Annotated in this window: 20 protein-coding genes; 7 read left to right on the top strand and 13 right to left on the bottom strand. The window is 65.2% G+C overall.

The window, feature by feature from the left end; genetic code table 11:
• Positions 1–10 precede the first annotated feature (10 nt).
• The 5 genes from erpA (at position 11) to EL388_RS09815 (ending at position 3,841) form a co-directional block, all read left to right on the top strand.
• Complete coding sequence (erpA, locus tag EL388_RS09835; protein ID WP_126463025.1) at positions 11–358, top strand: iron-sulfur cluster insertion protein ErpA; 348 nt, start codon at positions 11–13, stop codon at positions 356–358.
• Between the two features lie 84 nt (positions 359–442).
• On the top strand, positions 443–646 hold the full coding sequence (yacG, locus tag EL388_RS09830) for a DNA gyrase inhibitor YacG (RefSeq protein WP_126463023.1): 204 nt from the start codon (positions 443–445) through the stop codon (positions 644–646).
• 249 nt (positions 647–895) lie between these two features.
• A complete protein-coding gene (locus EL388_RS09825) occupies positions 896–2,239 on the top strand; it encodes a peptidase domain-containing ABC transporter (protein ID WP_197721879.1) in 1,344 nt (447 codons plus the stop codon).
• The gene (locus tag EL388_RS09820; protein WP_126463021.1) at positions 2,236–2,709 is read left to right on the top strand and encodes a GNAT family N-acetyltransferase; all 474 of its coding nucleotides are present in this window, start codon (positions 2,236–2,238) and stop codon (positions 2,707–2,709) included. Before EL388_RS09825 ends, EL388_RS09820 begins: the two co-directional genes overlap by 4 nt.
• 25 nt (positions 2,710–2,734) lie before the next feature.
• Entirely contained in the window at positions 2,735–3,841 is a 1,107-nt protein-coding gene (locus EL388_RS09815; RefSeq protein WP_126463019.1) for a TolB family protein, read from the top strand.
• Positions 3,842–4,045: 204 nt separating this feature from the next.
• On the opposite strand, the gene EL388_RS09810 is transcribed toward EL388_RS09815, so the two are convergent.
• Positions 4,046–5,157 (bottom strand): IS3 family transposase gene (locus EL388_RS09810; RefSeq protein ID WP_420856645.1). Its coding sequence is split into 2 segments (ribosomal slippage): positions 4,046–4,902 and positions 4,902–5,157, totalling 1,113 coding nucleotides; the frame shifts between segments, so codons are not numbered across the junction.
• Positions 5,158–5,450: 293 nt separating this feature from the next.
• Here EL388_RS09810 and EL388_RS09805 point away from each other — a divergent pair.
• Positions 5,451–6,563 (top strand): cyclic nucleotide-binding domain-containing protein, encoded by a 1,113-nt coding sequence (locus EL388_RS09805; protein ID WP_126463017.1) that lies wholly within the window; start codon positions 5,451–5,453, stop codon positions 6,561–6,563.
• Positions 6,564–6,568: 5 nt separating this feature from the next.
• On the opposite strand, the gene EL388_RS09800 is transcribed toward EL388_RS09805, so the two are convergent.
• The 6 genes from EL388_RS09800 to rpiA form a co-directional block, all read right to left on the bottom strand.
• Positions 6,569–7,057, bottom strand: coding sequence for a hypothetical protein (locus EL388_RS09800; RefSeq protein WP_126463015.1), 489 nt, complete (start codon positions 7,055–7,057; stop codon positions 6,569–6,571).
• Between the two features lie 119 nt (positions 7,058–7,176).
• Positions 7,177–7,455: a transcriptional regulator gene (locus tag EL388_RS09795; protein WP_126463013.1), complete on the bottom strand. Its 279-nt coding sequence runs from the start codon at positions 7,453–7,455 to the stop codon at positions 7,177–7,179.
• A gap of 22 nt (positions 7,456–7,477) precedes the next feature.
• Positions 7,478–8,335 (bottom strand): Gfo/Idh/MocA family oxidoreductase, encoded by an 858-nt coding sequence (locus tag EL388_RS09790; RefSeq protein WP_126463011.1) that lies wholly within the window; start codon positions 8,333–8,335, stop codon positions 7,478–7,480.
• 4 nt (positions 8,336–8,339) lie between these two features.
• Complete coding sequence (locus EL388_RS09785; RefSeq protein WP_126463009.1) at positions 8,340–9,449, bottom strand: J domain-containing protein; 1,110 nt, start codon at positions 9,447–9,449, stop codon at positions 8,340–8,342.
• A gap of 67 nt (positions 9,450–9,516) precedes the next feature.
• Complete coding sequence (gene dnaK / locus EL388_RS09780) at positions 9,517–11,400, bottom strand: molecular chaperone DnaK (RefSeq protein WP_126463007.1); 1,884 nt, start codon at positions 11,398–11,400, stop codon at positions 9,517–9,519.
• A gap of 154 nt (positions 11,401–11,554) precedes the next feature.
• Complete coding sequence (gene rpiA, locus EL388_RS09775) at positions 11,555–12,211, bottom strand: ribose-5-phosphate isomerase RpiA (protein ID WP_126464075.1); 657 nt, start codon at positions 12,209–12,211, stop codon at positions 11,555–11,557.
• Between the two features lie 170 nt (positions 12,212–12,381).
• Between rpiA and ilvA the strand changes: the two genes are divergently transcribed.
• On the top strand, positions 12,382–13,896 hold the full coding sequence (ilvA, locus tag EL388_RS09770) for a threonine ammonia-lyase, biosynthetic (protein WP_197721773.1): 1,515 nt from the start codon (positions 12,382–12,384) through the stop codon (positions 13,894–13,896).
• A 76-nt stretch (positions 13,897–13,972) separates the two neighbouring features.
• Here the strand turns inward: ilvA and EL388_RS09765 are convergent, their stop codons facing one another.
• The 6 genes from EL388_RS09765 to EL388_RS09740 all read right to left on the bottom strand — a co-directional run bounded on the left by EL388_RS09765 (position 13,973) and on the right by EL388_RS09740 (position 19,777).
• On the bottom strand, positions 13,973–14,173 hold the full coding sequence (locus EL388_RS09765) for a YgaP family membrane protein (protein WP_126463002.1): 201 nt from the start codon (positions 14,171–14,173) through the stop codon (positions 13,973–13,975).
• Between the two features lie 72 nt (positions 14,174–14,245).
• A complete protein-coding gene (locus EL388_RS09760; protein WP_126464074.1) occupies positions 14,246–15,457 on the bottom strand; it encodes a multifunctional CCA addition/repair protein in 1,212 nt (403 codons plus the stop codon).
• Between the two features lie 28 nt (positions 15,458–15,485).
• On the bottom strand, positions 15,486–16,433 hold the full coding sequence (locus EL388_RS09755; protein ID WP_126463000.1) for a complex I NDUFA9 subunit family protein: 948 nt from the start codon (positions 16,431–16,433) through the stop codon (positions 15,486–15,488).
• Between the two features lie 155 nt (positions 16,434–16,588).
• The gene (locus tag EL388_RS09750) at positions 16,589–17,479 is read right to left on the bottom strand and encodes a universal stress protein (RefSeq protein ID WP_126462998.1); all 891 of its coding nucleotides are present in this window, start codon (positions 17,477–17,479) and stop codon (positions 16,589–16,591) included.
• Positions 17,480–17,492: 13 nt separating this feature from the next.
• Entirely contained in the window at positions 17,493–19,217 is a 1,725-nt protein-coding gene (locus tag EL388_RS09745; RefSeq protein WP_126462996.1) for a potassium/proton antiporter, read from the bottom strand.
• Positions 19,218–19,234: 17 nt separating this feature from the next.
• On the bottom strand, positions 19,235–19,777 hold the full coding sequence (locus EL388_RS09740) for a DUF2062 domain-containing protein (RefSeq protein ID WP_126462994.1): 543 nt from the start codon (positions 19,775–19,777) through the stop codon (positions 19,235–19,237).
• Position 19,778: the final 1 nt, after the last annotated feature.

The following is a 19,778-nucleotide window of genomic DNA, read 5'->3' as shown; positions in this document are numbered from 1 at the left end:
GAGTAGCGCGATGAATGCCGCGACCGAAATGAGCCCCATGGTCTTCACCGACAGCGCCGCCAACAAGGTGAAATCGCTGATCGAGGAAGAAGGCAACCCCGACCTGAAACTGCGCGTCTTCGTCACCGGCGGCGGCTGCTCCGGTTTCCAATACGGCTTCACCTTCGACGAAGTGCAGAACGAAGACGACACCGTGATGCAGAAGAACGGCGTCACCCTGCTGATCGACCCGATGAGTCTGCAATACATGGTCGGCGCCGAGATCGACTACAGCGAGGGCCTGGAAGGCGCCCAGTTCGTCATCAAGAACCCCAACGCCGTCTCCACCTGCGGTTGCGGCTCTTCCTTCTCGGCCTAAGCCACACATACCCCCTCTCCCTTGGGGAGAGGGCAGGGGTGAGGGAGAGGCGGCGCAAGCCGCCTTTCTTATTTGATAAACACCATGACCCAAAAATACCGCACCGTCACCTGCCCCACCTGCGGCAAGCCCGTCGAATGGCGGCCGGAAAACCCCTTCAAGCCCTTCTGCTCCGAGCGCTGCAAGCTCATCGACCTGGGCGAGTGGGCCACCGAGAAATACCGCGTGCCGGCCGAGGACGAGCCCCTGAGCGGGGAGAACAATGCCGGCGGCGAAGGGGCGGCCTAAACCGGCGATTTGGCAGGGCGGCAAACCCGTTTATCAGCCATATCTGGGATTACCCTTAATTTACACCTGAAGGTCTTTATATTAATTTTGTGACTCACAGCCGTCGTGAATGTTGTGAGAAAATAATAAAAAAGAAGCGTTAAAAGGGAGACAGTAGGGGCCGGTGGTTCCCTCGCAATATCTCCCCGATAACGACAAGCCATAATTCGGTGGGATAGCAAGTAATGCTGATAAAGCAGTGGATCGCGCCTGCGCGGCGTCGAGACTATCCGCGGGTTCGTCGCCAGCGCTGCCGTCACCCTGATCCTTGATCTGCCCTTCCTGCTGATCTTCGTGGGCATCATGTTCTATTACAGCGTCATGCTTACGCTGATCGTTCTGGCCATTCTCGGCGTGGTCGCGCTCATCAGCTTCTTCACTGCGCCTCTATTTCAAAAGCAACTCAACGAGCAATTCATGCTGGGCGCCCGCAACCAGGCCTTCATGACCGAATACATCAGCGGCATCGAGACGGTGAAGAGCCTGCAAATGGAGCCGCAAATCCGCGCCCGCTTCTCCAACTACCTGGCCGACTACCTGCACGCCACCTTCAAGACCAAGCAACTGTCCAACACCTACAACACCGCGGCCGGCAGCCTGGAGCAGATGATGACCCTGCTGGTCTTGGTGGTGGGGGCCTATACGGTGATGACCAGCACCGACTTCACCATCGGCATGCTGGTCGCCTTCCAGATGTTCGCCGGCAAGCTCTCCCAGCCGGTGATGCGGCTGGTTGGCCTGTGGCAGCAGTTCCAGCAGGCCAGCCTGTCGGTCAAGCGCCTGGGCGACGTGATGAACGCCCCCACCGAGCCCTATTCGCTATTGCCCGCCCGTCTGCGCGAAGGCCACGGCCTGATCGAGATCGAGGGCCTGGCCTTCCGCCACAACGAAAAGCTGCCCTATCTCTACCGCGACTTTGGCTTCAGCGTGCAACCCGGCAGCGTGGTTGCGATCATGGGGCCGTCCGGTTCGGGCAAGAGCACCCTGGCCAAGCTGCTGCAAGGCTTCTACCAGCCCAGCGACGGCCGCATCAAGATCGACGGCACCGACATCCAGAACCTTTCCGCCAACGAGCTGCGCCACTACTTCGGCGTGGTGCCGCAAGAAACCGTGCTCTTCTCCGGCACCATCTACGACAATCTGCAGGCGGCCAACCCGCATGCCACCTTCGAGCACATCGTGCAGGCCTGCAAAATGGCCGAGATACACGACGTGCTGGAAAAGCTGCCCAACGGCTACCAAACCGAAATCGGCGAGCGCGGCTCGGGCCTGTCCGGCGGCCAGCGCCAGCGCCTGGCCATCGCCCGTGCCCTGCTCAAGCGGCCCAAGATCCTCATCTTCGACGAAGCCACCAGCAACCTCGACCCGCAAACCGCCGAGCACTTCGCCACCACCATCAACCAGTTGCGCGGCAAGGCCACCATGCTGTTCATTACCCACGCCCTGCCCAAGAACCTGCAGGTCGACGAAGTGGTGCGCATCGGCGGCGAAAGGCTTTCCGTGGTGCAGGGCGACAAGGTCGAACCGAACGAAAGGCGGCAGACCGAGCTATGAAAATCCGCAATGCCATCCTCGACGACGTGCCCATCTTCGTGGAGATGGGCCGGCGCTTTCACGAGCTGACCCGTTTTCGCGTCTACGACTACAACGCCGAACGCGTGGCGCTCAACCTGCGCGCCGTGGTGGAAAACCCGCGCGGCAGCCATTGCTTCTTCGTCGCCGAAGACAGCGAGGGCAACCCGGTGGGCGGCATCATCGGCTGCGTCGAGCAGCACTTCTTTTCCAACCGCCTGGTCGCCAGCGTCATCCACTACGACGTGCTGCCGGAAAAGCGCATGGGCGGCGCCGGCCTGCGCCTGCTCATGGCCTTCAAGAAGTGGGCAGAAAACCGCGGTGCGGTGGAACTGAATGCCGGGGTCAACAGCGGCACCGATCTGAAAAAACTGGATAGCTTCCTGCGGCGGCTTGGGTTCAAGCTGACGGGGGGGAATTATTCGTTGATGTTGGGCATGCAAAATGGGTAACGCGAGTATGAGAGCTGGCTGGTTGGTGTCTGTGATGATGCGATTAATGGGGCTGCTGTGCTCGCTATTTGTTACTGCAGTATTCCTCACTTCTAGCCCTGTACTCGCTGATGAAATCAAGTGGTTCCCGCAGCAGGCGCGATTCGCTCCTGATGGCAGCCACTTGCTGGTGAATGTCTGTGAGGTGGGCAACAGCAACTACTGCCGAATTTGGCGTTTCTGGATGGCGGATAGTCATTGGGATGCCTTGCCCTTGGCCAAAGATCAAACCTATCTCTGGCCAGACTACGCGCCAGACGGTAAGGCCATCGTGTTGTCTACCATGCCTTGCCCCGACAAGAAATGCGATCTGCGTGATGCCAGGCTGGCCCTCATGGACACCGATGGCAGAAATTTGCGCCGTGTGCCGGGCACCGAGGTGTCCAAATTGCGGCCGGCCTTCTCGCATGACGCCAAGCGAGCTATTTATTGGCAGATCGGTGAAGTGCTGAAGACCCGGCGACAGATGGCGGCCTTCATGGATGTCTGGGAAACGGAACTGGCTACAGGCAAGGAGCGCAGGCTGACAAACTTCGCGGCCACAGTCATCTTGTCAGGCCCTAAATACTGGCCGGATGACAGGCGCTTCATGTTCTCGGCGATGGATTTCTTCCGCTTGCCGGAGGGATATCGGAAGCCGGGCGACTCGCCCATCCTCTTGCCCAACATGATGCGTTATGCGGAGAAGCACAAAGGTCATATGGTGTTTGTGTTGGAGCCGGAATCCAGCGACTTGAAACCGTTCTTCGTTACTGACAAGAACTGGTCGGTCGGCTTTGACGTTTCGCGTGATGGAAAGAAACTGCTTTATGCCTCGTCTGGGGGCACATCGAGCTATGGCTCTATTTATGTGCACGATCTGACTGTCTTGTCCGAGCCAGTAATGATACTGAGGGAGCGGGGTGCAGGCAGTGCGATCATGGATGCGGCATTTTCCAGAGACGGTCAGCAGGCTGCAATTGTCAGAGATATTACTTATTGGCCCGGCGCGGCAATTTACAAGGCGAAAAACATAGAGCTTTGGCTGGTCGACATGGAAGGTAGAAAGCCTAAGCATATTGCTATTACTCAATTACCAGAACTCGTTGACTAATTAATCCAAGATAGGGGGGTGCTATGGTTAGAGGTGGGCCAATCGTGAATTTCAAGACGAGCTTTCAGTCGCTTGTTACCTCGTGTGTGTTTCTGCTTTGGTCAAGCCAGTTGTTGGCACAGGATCCTGCGCAACGGCTAAGCACAGTTCGCAACAGTTCTTCGCAGCGTTACGAGATCAATCAGACCTACTGAAGCCTCCTCGTTATTCCGTGCCACTCAGAAGTAGAGGGTTTGGGTATTTTTGCATGCGATAGGCCACCGGTGGAATCCTGCCCAGGGCTTCATGCGGTCGTTCATGGTTGTAGCGGTGCAGCCAGTCCTCCGTCAGCTTCCTGACCTCGGCCAGCGACTCGAACACATAGCAGTCCAGCACCTCGGTCCGGTAGGAGCGGTTGAACCGTTCGATATAGGCGTTCTGGGTTGGTTTCCCCGGTTGGGTAAACATCAATTCCACCTCATTATCCCTGGCCCACTGGGCCAGTGCCTGGCTGACCAGTTCCGGGCCGTTGTCCAGGCGTAGCCGGCGGGGCCTGCCCCGCAGTTCAATCAATTCATTCAAGGCCCGCACCACCCTGGCCGCCGGCAGGCTAGTGTCCACCTCGATACGCAGGGCCTCGCGGCTGAACTCGTCCAGGACGTTGAAGGTCCGGAAGCGCCGACCGCTCCACAGCGCATCGGCCATGAAGTCACAACTCCAAGTATCGTTCGGCAGCGCCCCGGCCACCAGAGGCTGCTTGATGCGAGCCGGCAAGCGTTTCTTGCCCCGGCGCGGCAGGTTCAGATTGAGCTGGCAATACACCCGCCACAGCACGGTCTTGCCCCAAGGCTGCTGTTGCAGCCTGAAGCTGTCATGCAGCAGGCCGAAACCATGCCGGGGATTGACCGCCATGTAGGCCTGTACCGCCTCGATGACGGCGCTGTCATCGCGCCGAACCGGCACATAGTGCCGGCTGGATCGGGCTAGCCGTACCGCCCGGCAAGCCTGGCGTTCGGACAAGCCATGCGCATCCATCAGCACGTCGGCCAACTCAATCTTGCGCGCCGGGGCTAGAGCTTTCGGGAGACAACGTCCTGCAGGGCGTTGTGCACCATGGCCAGTTCGGCATACATCTTCTTGAGCCGCGCATTCTCGGCCTGCAGGTCTCGCAACTGCTTGAGCTGGGACACTTCCATGCCGGCGTAGGCCGACTTCCACTTGTAGTAGGTGGCGTCCGAGATGCCGTGCTTGCGGCAGGTTTCGCCGACCTTGGCGCCCAGTTCGACCTCCTTGAGGATCGCCACGATCTGCTGCTCGGTGAATTTCGATTTCTTCATGTAGAGCTTCCTTTCAGGGAAAACTCTACTTCATATTGGCCCGAATATCCGAGGAGGCTTCAATCGCAACAAATGGCCATGGTTAGCCTTGGCTTTGGAATGCGCCACGTCGTAGGTATCTTCAGACCCGCATATCAGTAAATCCCCTAGGGGTATTACCCGAGGCCGCCGGACATGGCGCGGCTTATCCTGTCAGCCATTGCATCAAGCGCAGCCGGCACTCCGGCTTAGCCCCCCAGTGCCATTTGGCTGCGCCTGTGCATCTCATAGCCAACAAGTTCAGGAGATCGACCATGCAGAGCCAGCAAATGCTTGCCCCGGAATACGTGTGTGCCCCGTCCACCCGCTGCAAGAAACTGGATCGCATCCTCGCCAGGTTGGCGCAGGATTTCCAGCCCTTCAATCAGCTCTCCAGCGAGCGGCTGGCCGAGGTGTTCAATGTGGTGCGGCTGATCGAGCTGCGCCCGGGCGAGCTGTTCCAGATTGCCGGCGGCAAGGACAGCGACTATCTCTTTTTGATCGAAGGCCAGATCGACTTGACCCGGAATGGGGTGACCCGCAGCCTGTCTGCCGCCGATGAAGCCGGCCGGCGCCCGGTCATGCTCGATACGGCCCCGATCGCGACCACCCTGATGGCGCGGGTGGCCTGCATCGTCTGCCATGTCGAGCGCCAGGTCTTCGACGACCTGATTTCCTGGGATGCCGTGGTGCAGGACCATGCCGGCAAGGGCGACCACGTGCGCGAGCGCATGGAGTTGGTGCGCAATTCCCTGGTCTTCCGCCGGCTGCCCTGGGAGAGCGTGGAGGCCGCCTTCGAGCGCATGCGGCCGGTTTCGGTCAAGGCCGGGCAGACCGTTATCCAGCAAGGCGAGCCGGGCGATGCCTTCTATATCATCACCTCGGGCCGCGCCGAGGTCTGGCAATGCACCATGCTCGACGATGAGCCGCGCATGATCGCGGAGTTGGCAGAGGGCGATGCCTTTGGCTGCGAGGCGCTGATCTCGGGCAAGACCCGCAGCGAGACCGTGCGTATGTTGGAAGACGGCACCTTGCTCACCTTGGGCAAGGATGACTTCGATTGGCTGATCAGCAAGCAGATGATCAAGAGCATCAATCCCAAGGTCGCCCACACCATGATGGAGACGGGCTATCGCTTCATCGATGTCCGTTATCCCGAGGAGTTCGAATACAACCACATCCCGGGTGCGGCCTTGATCCCGCTGTTCGAATTACGTCGCCGCATGCACGAACTCGACCCGAGCCAGCGCTACATCCTCTATTGCCAGTCCGGCAGCCGCAGTTCGGTGGCCGCCCTGCGCCTGAGCCAGGCCGGCTACGACGTGCAGACCCTGGAAGGCGGCATCCGCGAGTGGCCGTATGAGACCCAAAGCCTAGAGATGGTCTAAGGGGCTTACTGATAGGCGATGAACGGTTCGGCCGGCGCGTCCGGGCTGTAGCGGGCGATCAGTTCTTCCAGTTCGGCCTGCAGGGTGTCGTCTTCGTCGTCTTCCAGCACACCTTCGCCCACCAGTCGGGCGACCAGGCCATTGGCCATGGCCTCCTGTACTTTGCCCAGGGTGGGCGGCGTCGGCGCATGATCGAGCACTTCCTGGATCACGCGCGATAAAGCCTCGCTTGCCTGGACGCTGACGAAGTCGGCGGCCGGGGCGTCCGCGCCGAATTCCTCGATCAGTTCATCCAGTTCGGCCATCAGGCCGCGCGCCGTCTCCGGGTGCAGGCGGTCGGCGGCATAACGTTCGCCCGCCTCGCCCGAAGCCAGGAGGTCATGGACCGAGCCCAGCGTGGCAGGTTGCAGGGCATCGGGATCGTTGGCATGCGCTTCCAGAATGTGTGAGAGCGCCGGGCTCACCCGGCTGGCGATATCGATATCGACGATCATGATGCTTCTCCTACTGCGCCACAGGAGGCCGCTGCGGCAGGCCTCCCACGATCCATGCGACTCTGTGGTCTTCTTTCTTTGTAGCCGTACCGGTGGGCGAGTCAAGCCGCGGGCGCGGCTCAGCGCTCGACGATCTCGAACTTGGGCTCGGCAATCCAGGTGCCCTTGCAGGCCGGGCAGTGGCCCGGTTTGTGCAGGTGCTCGGTGCCGAAGACGAAGCCGCATTTTTGGCAACGGGCCGGGTGGATCACCAGCTTGAAGTGCGCGTGTCTGAGGCTCTCCTGCAAGTGGCGCAGATCGTCCTCGACGTCCTTGGGCTTGAGTTGCAGCGGTTTGGCGATCTCGTACAGCGTCAGCGGCCGGTTGTGCAAGAGTTCGATCAGGCCCCTGCGATACATGGCGGGCTCCGCGTGGCTGAATTTAGACCAGCACCGAATAGAGATGGGCGCCGAACTTGCACGCGGGCAGGTGGCGTGCGGCGTCGAGCATGATGCGGGCGCTGAAGGCGTATGGGTCGAACCGCCCCTCCAGCAACAGGCTGTCGTGAATGCCCCGGCCGGCGGTGCCGCGCCGGCTTAGCACCACGCCGTGGCCTGCCTGCTCCAGCTCGGCCACGCGGTCCACGACGAAGACTTGGGTTTCCTCGCCCAAGAACAGCGGGTCGCTCACGACGGCGCGGGTCACCGCGTCCAGGTCGGCGCCGGGTTGCAGTTCGACATAGACATAGCGCTGGGGCCGGCCATCGGCACCGCGTAGCTCGGCGCACAGGGCATCGCGCACACCTTTGATTTCGCGCGCGGCGGCCGAGTGATGCAGGCTCACTCCAGGCCGGTGGTTGAGTTCGGTCTCGCCCTTGGGGATCAGGAGCTGGAACAGGTTCTGGAACAGGCTCAAGGCACCAGGCGACCAGCCGGCGCCCAGGATGGCGGGCACTTTCTTGTCCACGGCCACGGCATGCAGCGCTTCAAGGTTGTGGTGCAGGGTCGCTTCGTCCACCGCCGCGCACTCGACGACGGGCACCTTGTGTCGCAACAGTTCCTGGGCCACGTCCAGCATCGCCTCGGGTGGCACGCACACCAGCGCGCCATCGACCGCACCCAGCGCCGAGACATGATCCGCCACCTTCACCCGGGCGTAGGGCTGGGGCAGGGCATGCCGCGCCTGCTCGGGCCGGCGCACGACGCCGGCCAGCTCCAGGTCAGGCGCCTCACGCAGGGCGTCGATGCAGGCCCGGCCCAGGCGGCCGAAGCCGACGACGGCGAGTCGGATGCGTTGCATACGGTCAGCTCCAAAAGCCGTGCTTGGCGTGGCCCTGGTTGAGGGCCCGCAGTTTTTCGTAGAGCTCGCGCTCCTCGCGCGAGGGCTTGTCGGGAATCTGCGCCTTCAGGCGTAGGAACAGATCGCCTTTGCCTGCCCCGCCGAAATGCGGCAGGCCCTTGCCCTTCAGCCGCAGCACGGTGTCGGGCTGGGTGCCGGCCGGCACCTTGACCTCGGTCGTGCCGCCGCCCAAGGTGGGCAGCGTGAGTCGGGTGCCGAGCACCAGGTCGGGCACCGTCAGCGTTTCCTGGCGCCAGAGATCGGCGCCGTCGCGCACGAAACGGGGATCGGGCGCGGCATGCACCACCACGTAAAGATCGCCGGGCGGCCCGCCCGCCTCGGCGCTTGCCATGCCCCGGCCCGGCACACGCAGGGCCATGCCGTCCTCGACCCCGACCGGGATCTTCACCGTGAGGCTCTCGGTCTTTTCCACTTCGCCGCGGCCGGCGCAGTCCGGGCAGGGTTTTTCGATGACCGTGCCACGGCCGTGGCAGGCCGGGCAGATCGTGATCGTCTGCATGCTGACGTTGCCTTCCTGCCGGCGGTTCACCTGCTGGCCGCTGCCATGGCAGACGCTGCAGGGCTTGGGCGTGGTGCCCGGCGCCGCGCCGCTGCCGTGACAGGTGGGGCAGGGTGCCAGGCGGCCGTAGCGCACGGTCTCCTCGCCGCCGCTGGCCACTTTTTCCAGCGGGATGGCGATGTCCACCTCGATGTTGGCGCCGCGCGCCGGGCCGGCGCGGTGGCGGCGGAAGAAGTGGTCGAACAGGCCGCCGCCGAAATCGAAGCCCAGATCGAAGCCGCGGAACAGGTCCTGGAAGTCGATACCGCTGAACAGGTCCTCGGCGCTGTAGCCGGCCACGCCGGCATGGCCGCCGGCATCGTATTCGGCCCGCTTCTTGGGGTCGGACAGGACCGCATAGGCGGCGGCGATCTCCTTGAAGCGTTCCTCCGCGCCCGGCTCCTTGTTGCGGTCCGGGTGGTATTTCAGCGCGAGTTTGCGGAAGGCGTCCTTGATGGCCTTGGCGTCGGCATCGCGGGCAACGCCCAGAACTTCGTAGTAGTCACGTTGGGCCATGAGTCGAAAGCGCGGTCAGGCGAGCAAGGCCGGGCGAAGTCGGGCCTGAGGCCGCGCGCCTGGTGCCTCACGCGTCTTTGTACTCGGCATCCACCACCTTGCCCCGGGGGCCGGCGCCGGAAGGCCTGGGCTCTTCGCTGCGCTCGTAGGGCGGCGGCGTGCCGCCCGGATACTTGGTCTCGGCATAGGGCCCGGTGGTCGTGGTCTGGGCATAGATCACGGTGCCGGCCTCCTTCAGCAGCTTGCGCAGGGCCTCGGCCTTTTCGGCGGCGAGCGCGGCATCCTTGCGGCCGAAGGCCTCCTTGGTCTCGCGCATGGCGGTCTGGATCTTGGCCTTGAGTTCCTCGGTCAGCTTGTCGGCGAAGTCGGCCAACAGCTTTTCCGCCTGGTAGCAGGCGGCGTCGGCCTCGTTCAGTTTGTCCGCGTCCTCACGCCGTTTCTTGTCCGCCTCGGCATATTTTTCCGCTTCCCTGATCATGCGCTCCTTCTCCGCTTCGGCCAGCCGGGTCGAGCCGGTGATGCGGATGGATTGGCTCTTGCCGGTGGCGGTGTCCTTGGCGGTGACGTTGAGGATGCCCGAGGCGTCGATGTCGAAAGTGACCTCGATCTTGGGCACGCCGCGCGGCGCCGGCGGCAGGCCGTCGAGGTTGAATTCGCCAAGCGAGACGTTATCCGCGGCCATCGGCCGCTCGCCCTGATAGACGTGGATGGTGACCGAGGTCTGCATGTCGGCCGCGGTGGTGAAGATCTCGGATTTTTTCACCGGGATCGGCGTGTTGCGCGCGATCAGCGGGGTGGCCACGCCGCCCAGGGTCTCCACCCCCAGGGTGAGCGGGGTGACGTCGACCAGCACGATCTCGCCCAAGCCCGCCTCGCCCGCCAGCACGCCGGCCTGGATCGCCGCGCCCGAGGCCACGCACTCCATGGGGTCGATGCCCATTTCGGCCTTGCGTCCGAACAACTCCTCGAAAAAGGCGCGCACGGCCGGCATCCGGGTGGGGCCGCCGACGAAGACGATGCGGTCGACGTCGTGCGGCCCGATGCCGGCATCGCGCAGGGCCTGCTCCACCGGACCGCGGCAGCGCTCGATCACCGGCCGCACGATGCGCTCGAGGTCGGTGCGGGTCAGATCCATCTCCAGATGCTTGGGCTCGCCGCCGGCGGCGGCGATATAGGGCAGGCTGATATGGGTGCTGGTGCTGCTCGACAGTTCGATCTTCGCCGTCTCCGCCGCCTCCTTCAGCCGGGCCATGGCCTTGGCATCGGGGCGCAGGTCGATGCCGGTGGCGAGCTGGAAGCGTTCGGCCAGGGCCTCGATCAGTCGGCTGTCCATGTCGGTGCCGCCGAGCCGGGTGTCGCCCGAGGTGGCCTTCACCTCGAACACGCCCTTGCCGAATTCCATGATGGTGACGTCCAGGGTGCCGCCGCCCAGGTCGATCACCGCGATGCGCAGCTCCTGGCCCAGCCGGTCCAGGCCGTAGGCCAGGGCCGCCGCGGTCGGCTCGTTGACCAGGCGCACCACCTCCAGGCCGGCGATGCGGCAGGCGTCCTTGGTCGCGCTGCGCTGGTTGTCGTCGAAATAGGCCGGCACGGTGACCACCGCCTGGGTGACCGGCTCGCCCAGGAAGGCCTCGGCGTCGCGCTTGATCTTCTGCAGGAGAAAGGCCGAGAGTTGTTCGGGCGTGAAGCTCTTGTCGCGAAGTTTGATGGTCTCGCGCTGGCCCATGCGCCGCTTGAAGGCGGTGGCGGTGCCCTCGGGGTTGGCCGCGGCCTGGCGCCGGGCCGGCTCGCCGATCAGCATCTGGCCGTCGGCGGTCACCGCCACGTAGCTGGGAAAGGCCTTGCCGCCCAGGCTGACGCCTTCGGCGCTGGGAATGATCACGGGCCGCCCGCCACGCAGCACGGCGGCGGCGGAGTTGGAAGTGCCAAGGTCGATGCCGATGATGGCCATGATAGAGTTCCCCTGAACGGTCGGCGGCCCGAACGGGCCGTACAAGATCAGTTTAGACCGGATGGGGCGAGGTGTCGGACCGGCTTGGGCGTGTCGGACGAGGGAGGAAATCGACATGGGCCGCCCGTGCGGCCCCGGTGGGCTGCAGCCGGGTTCAGCGCGTCAGCGTCTGCACGCCCTCGGGCGTGCCCATCAGGCAGACATCGGCGCCGCGCCGGGCGAACAGGCCATTGGTCACCACGCCGACGATCTGGTTGAGCTCGGTCTCCAGGGCGACGGGGTCGAGGATGTTCAGACCGTGCACGTCGAGGATGACATTGCCGTTGTCGGTGGTGAAGCCGGCGCGCAGCACGGGGTTGCCGCCCAGCTTGACCAGTTGCCGGGCGACGTAGGAGCGGGCCATGGGGATGACCTCGATTGGCAGCGGGAACTTGCCCAGCACGTCGACCAGCTTGGTCTGGTCGACGATGCAGACGAACTTCTTGGCGCAGGCGGCGACGATCTTCTCCCTTGTGAGCGCGCCGCCGCCGCCCTTGATCATGGCCATGTGGCGGGTGATCTCGTCGGCGCCGTCGACGTAGACCTCCATCTCGCCGGCCTCGTTCAGGTCGATCACGCGGATGCCGTGCTTCTTCAGGCGCTCGGCGGTGGCGACCGAAGAGGCCACGGCGCCGTCGATCCGGCCCTTGATGTGGGCCAGCTCGTCGATGAAGTAGTTGGCGGTGGAACCGGTGCCCACCCCGATGATGCCGGCGGGCACGTGTTCGATGGCGGCGCGGGCCACCGCCTGCTTCATTTCGTCTTGGCTCATGCTCATGGCGCTTCTGCTTTCAACTTGCGGTAAAAACGCCGAGAATAGCGGGGATTGGCGGCCTTTTCAAATCGGGGTTGCGGTTTGAAGCTGGCGATCTCAAGGCGCTTCGCGCCGCCCTCTCCCCCACCCCTCCCCCGGAGGGGGAGGGGAGCTAAGAACTGGTTATTGTGATGACGGACTATCTGGAAAAAATCCTGCTCGCCCGCGTCTACGACGTGGCCATCGAGTCGCCCCTGGATGAGGCGACCAACCTCTCGCGCCGGCTGAACAACACGGTCTGGCTCAAGCGCGAGGACATGCAGCCGGTGTTCTCCTTCAAGCTGCGCGGGGCCTACAACAAGATGGCCAACCTGCCGGCGGCCGCCTTGAAGCGCGGGGTGGTGGCAGCCAGCGCCGGCAACCACGCCCAGGGCGTGGCGCTGGCGGCGCAGATCCTCGAATGCGCCGCGACCATCGTCATGCCGGCGACCACGCCGCAGATCAAGGTGGACGCCGTGGCCAAGCGCGGCGCTCACGTCGTGCTCTTCGGCGACTCCTACGACGAGGCCTATCACCATGCCAGGGCCATCGCCAGGGAAGAGAAGAAGACCTTCGTCCATCCCTATGACGACCCCGAGGTGATCGCCGGCCAGGGCACGGTGGCCATGGAGCTCATGCGCCAGGCCAAGTCGGCCTGCCCGCACGCCATCTTCGTGCCGGTCGGCGGCGGCGGTCTGATCGCCGGCATCGCCGCCTATGTCAAGCGACTCAAGCCCGAGATCAAGGTGATCGGCGTCGAGCCGGCCGAGGCCGACGCCATGGCGCGCTCCCTGGCCAAGGGCGAGCGGGTGACCCTGACCCAGGTCGGCCTGTTCGCCGACGGCGTGGCGGTGAAGCAGGTGGGGGCGGAGACCTTCCGTCTGTGCCAGGAGTACGTCGACGAGATCATCCTGGTCGACAACGATGCCATCTGCGCCGCGATCAAGGACGTGTTCGAGGACACCCGCTCGATCCTGGAGCCGGCCGGCGCCCTGTCGGTGGCGGGGCTCAAGGCCTGGGTCGCGCGGGAGCGGGTCAAGGACAAGCACCTGGTCGCCATCGCCAGCGGTGCCAACATGAATTTCGACCGCCTGCGTTTCGTCGCCGAGCGCGCCGAGCTGGGCGAGAAGCGCGAGGCGGTGCTGGCGGTGACCATCCCCGAAAAACCCGGCAGCTTCAAGACCTTCTGCGCGCTCCTGGGCGGCCATGTCATCACCGAGTTCAACTACCGCTATGACGATCCCAGGCTCGCCCACATCTTCGTCGGCGTGCAGGTGCAGAACCGTGCCGAGGTGGACAAGATCATCGCCCTGCTCAAGCGCCACGATCTGCCGGTGCTCGACCTGACCGACAACGAGATGGCCAAGCTGCACATCCGCCACCTGGTCGGCGGCAAGGCGCCGCAGGCCAAGGACGAGGTGGTCTACCGCTTCGAATTCCCCGAGCGGCCGGGCGCGCTGATGAAGTTTCTGAACAGCCTGGGCAACAAGTGGAACATCAGCCTGTTCCACTACCGCAACCACGGCGCCGACTACGGCCGCGTACTGTGCGGGGTGCAGGTGCCGCCGCAGGACAAGGAGGCGTTCAAGGCCTTTCTCGACGGTCTGGGCTATCGCTATTGGAACGAGTCGAAGAACCCGGCCTACAAGCTGTTTTTAGGCTAAGTGCCCCTTGACCTGGCCTGGGCTGTAAAACGCAACCCCGCCGCAGCGGGGTTGCGTTTTTTGACGGTCGGCCGGCTTATTCCGCCGGCTTGCTTTCGGTCTTGCAGGTCTTGATGCCGAAAGGCAGATAGGCCGGGCACCAGCCGATGACACCGGTAGCCAGAGGCACCACGCCGATCCAGGCCCAGACCGGGCCGCCCATGAGGGCCCAAACGATCAGGGCCAGGCCGACGACGATGCGGATGATGCGGTCGACTCCGCCAACGTTTGCTTGCATAACGCCTCCTTCTTGAAGTGCCCGTGCGGGCGGTTGGGGATTGTTGTGCGCGCAGTATACGCCCAGGCGCATTCAACTTGGCAAGGCGGCCGCGATGGCGGCCGTACGGGCGGCGTGGATGGCCTTAGGGATGCCGCCGGCCGGTGCGGCGGCGGCCACCGCGCCGGCATCGACCGAACGCGCGGCGGTCAAGGCCTGGCGCAGGCGCTCGGCCTGGCTGAACGGCCGGGTCTCGTAGCCGGGCCGGCCGTGGTGGTCGTCGGCGCAGGCGAGCAGGAACTGCTCGAAGCGCTCGGGCCGGCGGAAGGCATCGGTGGCCTCGAGCAGGGCCAAGAGGCCGGCGGCGTCGAGCCGGTCGGCCCGGTGTGCCTCGCCATGCCAGCGGGCGACGGTGAGCGCCAGTTCCTTGCAGTCGGTCGGCACCTTGAGGCGCGTAGAGACCCCGCGCACGGCGGCGATGCCGGCCGCCTCGTGGCCGTTGTGGTCGGGCCAGCGACTGCGCGGGGTGAGGCCCTTGCCCAGATCGTGCACCAGCGCGGCATAGCGCACCGGCAGTTCGTGGCCCTGGGCGGCCGCCCAATCGAGCACGCGCAAAAGATGCACGCCGGTGTCGATCTCGGGATGCTTGGCAGGGTCCTGCGGCACGCCGAACAGGGCATCGACCTCCGGCAGGAGTTTTGCCAGGGCACCGCAGTCGCGCAGCACCTCGATCAGGCGCGAGGGTCGGCCTTCCATCAGGCCGCGACTGATCTCCTGCCAGACCCGTTCGGGCACCAGGGCATCGATCTCGCCGCTGCGCACCATTGCGCGCATGAGTTCCAGGGTTTCCGGCGCGACGCCGAAGTCGGGAAAGCGCGCGGCGAAGCGGGCCACGCGCAGGATGCGCAGCGGGTCCTCGGCGAAGGCGGCGCTGACGTGGCGCAGCACCTTGGCCGCCAGATCGCGCTGGCCGCCATAGGGGTCGATGATCCGGCCGTCCTCCGCCTCGGCCATGGCGTTGATGGTGAGGTCGCGCCGGATCAGGTCCTGCTCCAGCGTCACCTCGGGACTGGCATAGACCTGGAACCCCTTGTAGCCGCGCGCGGTCTTGCGCTCGGTGCGGGCGAGGGCGTATTCCTCCTGGGTTTCCGGGTGGAGGAAGACCGGAAAGTCCCTGCCCACCGGCCGGAAACCCAGGCGTGCCATGTCTTCCGGCGTGGCCCCGACCACGACGTGGTCGCGATCCTGCACCGGCAGGCCGAGCAGGCGGTCGCGCACGGCGCCGCCGACGACATAGACCTGGATGTGCGCTGGAAACCGCACTGCGGCGTGTTCAGCGCCGGGCCAGCTGGCGGAAGCGGCCGTATTGGCAGCGCGGGTCGGCCTGCTTCAGGTAGCCGATCACCGCTTCGAGCGGGGTGGCGCTGCCGAACAGGGTGGGAAAGCCCTCGGGGCAGACGTTGTCCTTGAGCGCGGCGTAATAGTTGTCGCGCGTCATCAGCTTGCGCCCGGGCTTGAGCTCCATCAGGGCGGCGAACAGATAGGACGCGGGCTGGCCGAGCGGGATCACGCTGCGCTTGAGGCCGAGGGTCCGGGCGGTAAGTTGCACCAGCTCGGCCAGGCTGTAGACCTGCGGCCCGCACAGACTGTAGGTCTGGCCGTAGGTGGCGGGGTCGTCCAGGCTCTGGGCGAAGGCGCGGACGACATCGCCCACATAGACCGGCTGGAATCGGGTGTTGCCGCTGGCGAGCGGCACGATGGGCGCGAGCTTGAGCAATCGGGCGAACAGGTTGAGGAAGCTGTCGCCGGGGCCGAAGATGACCGAGGGCCGGAAGATCGTGGTGTGCAGGTGATGGGTCTTTTCCGCGGCGCGGACGATGGCCTCGCCGTCGGCCTTGGTGCGCTGATAAAGGCTGGGCGAATTGACGTCGGCGCCGAGCGCGCTCATGTGCAGCAGGCGAAAGATGCCGGCGGCATGGCAGGCGCTGACGATCTTGCGCGGCAGTTCGGCATGGTTGTGCTCGTAGGCCTTGCGGTTGCCATGCAGGATGCCGACCAGGTTGATCACGGCGTCCTGCCCGGCGAACAGGGATTTCAGGGCCTGCGGATCGTGGATGTCGGCCTCGACCACCTCGACCCCGGGCAACGGCAACAGGTGCTTGGCCCGCTCGCGCCGGCGGGTGGCGATGGTGACCTGCTTGCCTTGCTCGACCAGGCGGGCGGTCAGGTGCGAACCGACGAAGCCGCTGCCGCCGAGGATGCAGATTTTTTGCGTTGCCATTTCTTGTCCCCTATCGATGCTGCAAATTGTAACGCCAGTGTACCCAAGACTGAGGCGTGAGCGGATATCTCGGCTACCGTTTGTTGTTTGCGTAGCTTAGCGGCAAAGGCCGTGGCGGTCTTGGTAGAAAAAGACCGATAGCGCCGGGGCGTCGGTCAGCCCAGGGTGCTGACCAGCACGTCGCCGGTCGACTCGGCCAGGATGTGCTTGGTCACGCTGCCGAGCAGCAATTCCTCGACCATGCCTGCGCCATGTTTGCCCATGACGATGAGGTCGCAGTCGGTGAGCTGCTCCTGCTCCAGGATGATCTGCGACGCGTCGCCGTGGCGGACATCGATGCGCGCCACGCCGGGCGCCAGGGCCAGCTCCGAGATCAGGGCCTGCATGCGCATCTGGGCGTCTCGTTGCATCGTGTCCTGATAGAGGACGATGGTTGCCTCGTCCACTCCGGCATAACGCAGCTTACCTTCGAAGGGTGCCTCGTAGGCGTGCAGCAGGACCAGTTCGGCCCCGGGGGCGACGGATTGCGCCAGGTGGACGGCGGCGGCAGACCAGGGCGAAAAATCCACCGGTACCAGCACCCGCCGGTAGGCCTCGTGCGGCGTCTGCTTCACCACCAACACCGGCCGTCGCGTCCGGCGCAACAGGCGCTCTGCCGTGGCGCCCAGCAGCAGGTGGCGCAGAAAGCTTTCGCCGCGCGAGCCGACCACCAGCAGATCGGCGTCCTGAGCGTCGGCCTGGTCGAGGATGGCAGCCAGCACTGTACCGGTTGCCAAGCGGGTATTCGTCTGGATGGCGGGAACCCGGCCGAGTTCGGACGCCAATCGGGTCAAGGCCTCGCGCGCCTCGTCCAGGATGCGCTGTTCCACTACCGCGGTTTGGCCACCCAGGGCCTGGCGCAGGGCGTCGAGGCCACCCTGGTTGACCACGTGCATCAGGGTCAGCTCGGCGGAAGTTGCGCCCGCGATCCGATAGGCGCGGTCCACGGCATGGCGGGCGGGGCCGGAGAGATCGGTGGCGGCCAGGATGCGCTTGAGCGGTTTCATGCGGACGGGCTCCTTATTGCAAATGAGTGGGGATACGCAGACCGACCCGAGTGATGCGCTCATCTTCCACTTCGCGCACCACGAACTCGATGTTGCCTAGGCGAAAGCGGTCGCCGGCCACCGGCACGCCATGGAGCCTGTCGGCAAGGAAATCGGCCAGCGTCATCCGCGCCGCGCCTTCCGGCAGGGGCAGGCCATAGAGTTCGGCCACGCTGGCCATGTCGGCCTCGCTGCCCACGGTGAAGTCGCCGTAGAACTGGCGCTTCTCCAGGTAGGCCGGTGCCGTGGCCGAGACCAGCAGTTCGCCCAGCGCGGCGCTGTCATCCTGCCGCGCCAACACGTAGACCACATCGCCCGTCGCCAGATTGCCGGCGGCCTCCGGCGAGAGCGCCGCTCCGTTGCGCAGCACCGTGATCAGCCTGGCCGTGCCGGGCAGGGCAAGATCGGCCGCGGATCGGTCGAGCACCGGTGTCTGCGGCGCCAAGCGGTAGCCGAACAGGGTGTGACCGTTCGCACCGGCGCCGAGATCGAAGCGCTCGTCCGCCTCCGGCGCCGGCGGCACCTCCAGCCGCAGCCGGCGCGCCAGATAGGGGATGCTCCAGCCTTGCAGGGTGAGCGAGATCAGCACCACGAAGAAGGCCACGTCGAGCACGGTGTGGGCCTCGGGCACCCCGGCCAGGAGCGGGAACAGGGCGAGGATGATGGGCACCGCGCCGCGCAGGCCGACCCAGGCGATGAAGATCTGCTCGCGCGGCGGGAAGCGGAAGGGCAGCAGGCAGAGCCAGACCGCCAGCGGCCGGGCGACGAACATCAGCACCAGGGCAATGGCCAGCGCCGCGGGCGCGTCGTCGAGCAGCCTGCTCGGCGTGGCCAGGAGGCCGAGCATGAGGAACATGCCGATCTGGGCCAGCCAGGACAGGCCGCCGTGCACCTGCAGGATGTTGCGCGACTCGCGCGGCGCCCGGTTGCCGATCACCACGCCGGCCAGATAGATGGCGAGATAGCCGCTGCCGCCGAGCACGGTGGTCAGGCCATAGAGGGTGAGGCCGCCGGCCAGGATGAGCATGGGATACATGCCCGGCTCCATGCGCAGGCGGTGGGTCAGCCAGACCAGCAGCCGGCCGCCGCCGATGCCGGCGACGAGGCCCATGCCCATCTGCAGGGCGAACAGGCTCAGGGTGTCCCAGCCGGGCAGGCCCTGGCCGGCCGTGATCAGGTCGAGCAGGACGATGGTGAGGATGACCGCCATCGGGTCGTTGCTGCCGGACTCGATCTCCAGCGTGGCCGACACCCGCTGCTTTAGCGTCAGTCCCTTGGCATGGAGCAGGGCGAACACCGCGGCGGCGTCGGTCGAGCTGGCCACGGCGCCGACCAGCATGCCCTGCAGCAGGCCGAAATCCAGCACCCAGGCGGCGAACAGGCCGGTGATGACGCAGGTGATCAGCACGCCCAGGGTGGCCAGGCCGGCGGCTGGGCGCAGGCCGGCGCGAAAACTCTCGGCCCGCGTGTTCAGGCCGCCGCCGAGCAGGATCACCGCCAGCGCCACGCTGCCGATGCTGTAGGCGATGCCGGTGTCGTTGAACACGATGCCGCCCGGCCCGTCCTCGCCGGCCAGCATGCCCACCGCGAGAAAGACCAGCAGCAGCGGCATGCCGGTGCGATAGGACAGCGCGCTGGCGAGGATGGCCAGCAGCAGCAGCGCGGCACCAGCGAGGACGAACTGATTGATCAGCTCCATCGGGGCATTCTACCGTTTCAGTTCGGGCGCCCGGTTTTGCGCCGGCGTCGCTTCCAGTGCCAGGTCGTCTTCAGCCGCCAGAACAGCATGATCAGGCCGTAGGTCGCGAGCCCCGCGGCCACTGCCAGGATGGCCAGGCCCAGCAGCAGGGGCTGGCCGAGAACGACCAGGCGCTGCCAAAGGGCTTGCCACCAGGATTGCCGGTCGTTGGCTGCCGGCCAGCCGAGGTCTGGGACTGCGGTTTCGTGTGCGCCGAGCAGGGTCGCGCCCAGGCGATGGGCGAAGAGGTAGATCGGGGCGAAGGTGAGCGGGTTGGTCACCAGGGTGCTGCCGACGGCGGCCGGCACGTTGGCGCGCAGCAGCACCGCCGTGCCGGCGGCGAAAGGAATCTGGGCGATGGGGACGAGCAGGCCGAAGAACACGCCGAGGCCGACGCCGATGGCCACGCCGCGGCGGCTGAAGTGCCACAGCCGCGGATGCGCGAGGTGCGGGGCGAGCCAGCGCAGCCAGCGGTTGCCCTCGATCTGCTCGCGGCTGGGAATGAAACGGCGCCATGCCATA

This window comes from Sulfuritortus calidifontis (assembly GCF_003967275.1).
Lineage (GTDB): Bacteria > Pseudomonadota > Gammaproteobacteria > Burkholderiales > Thiobacillaceae > Sulfuritortus > Sulfuritortus calidifontis.
This window is presented reverse-complemented; position numbering and strand designations above follow the sequence as displayed.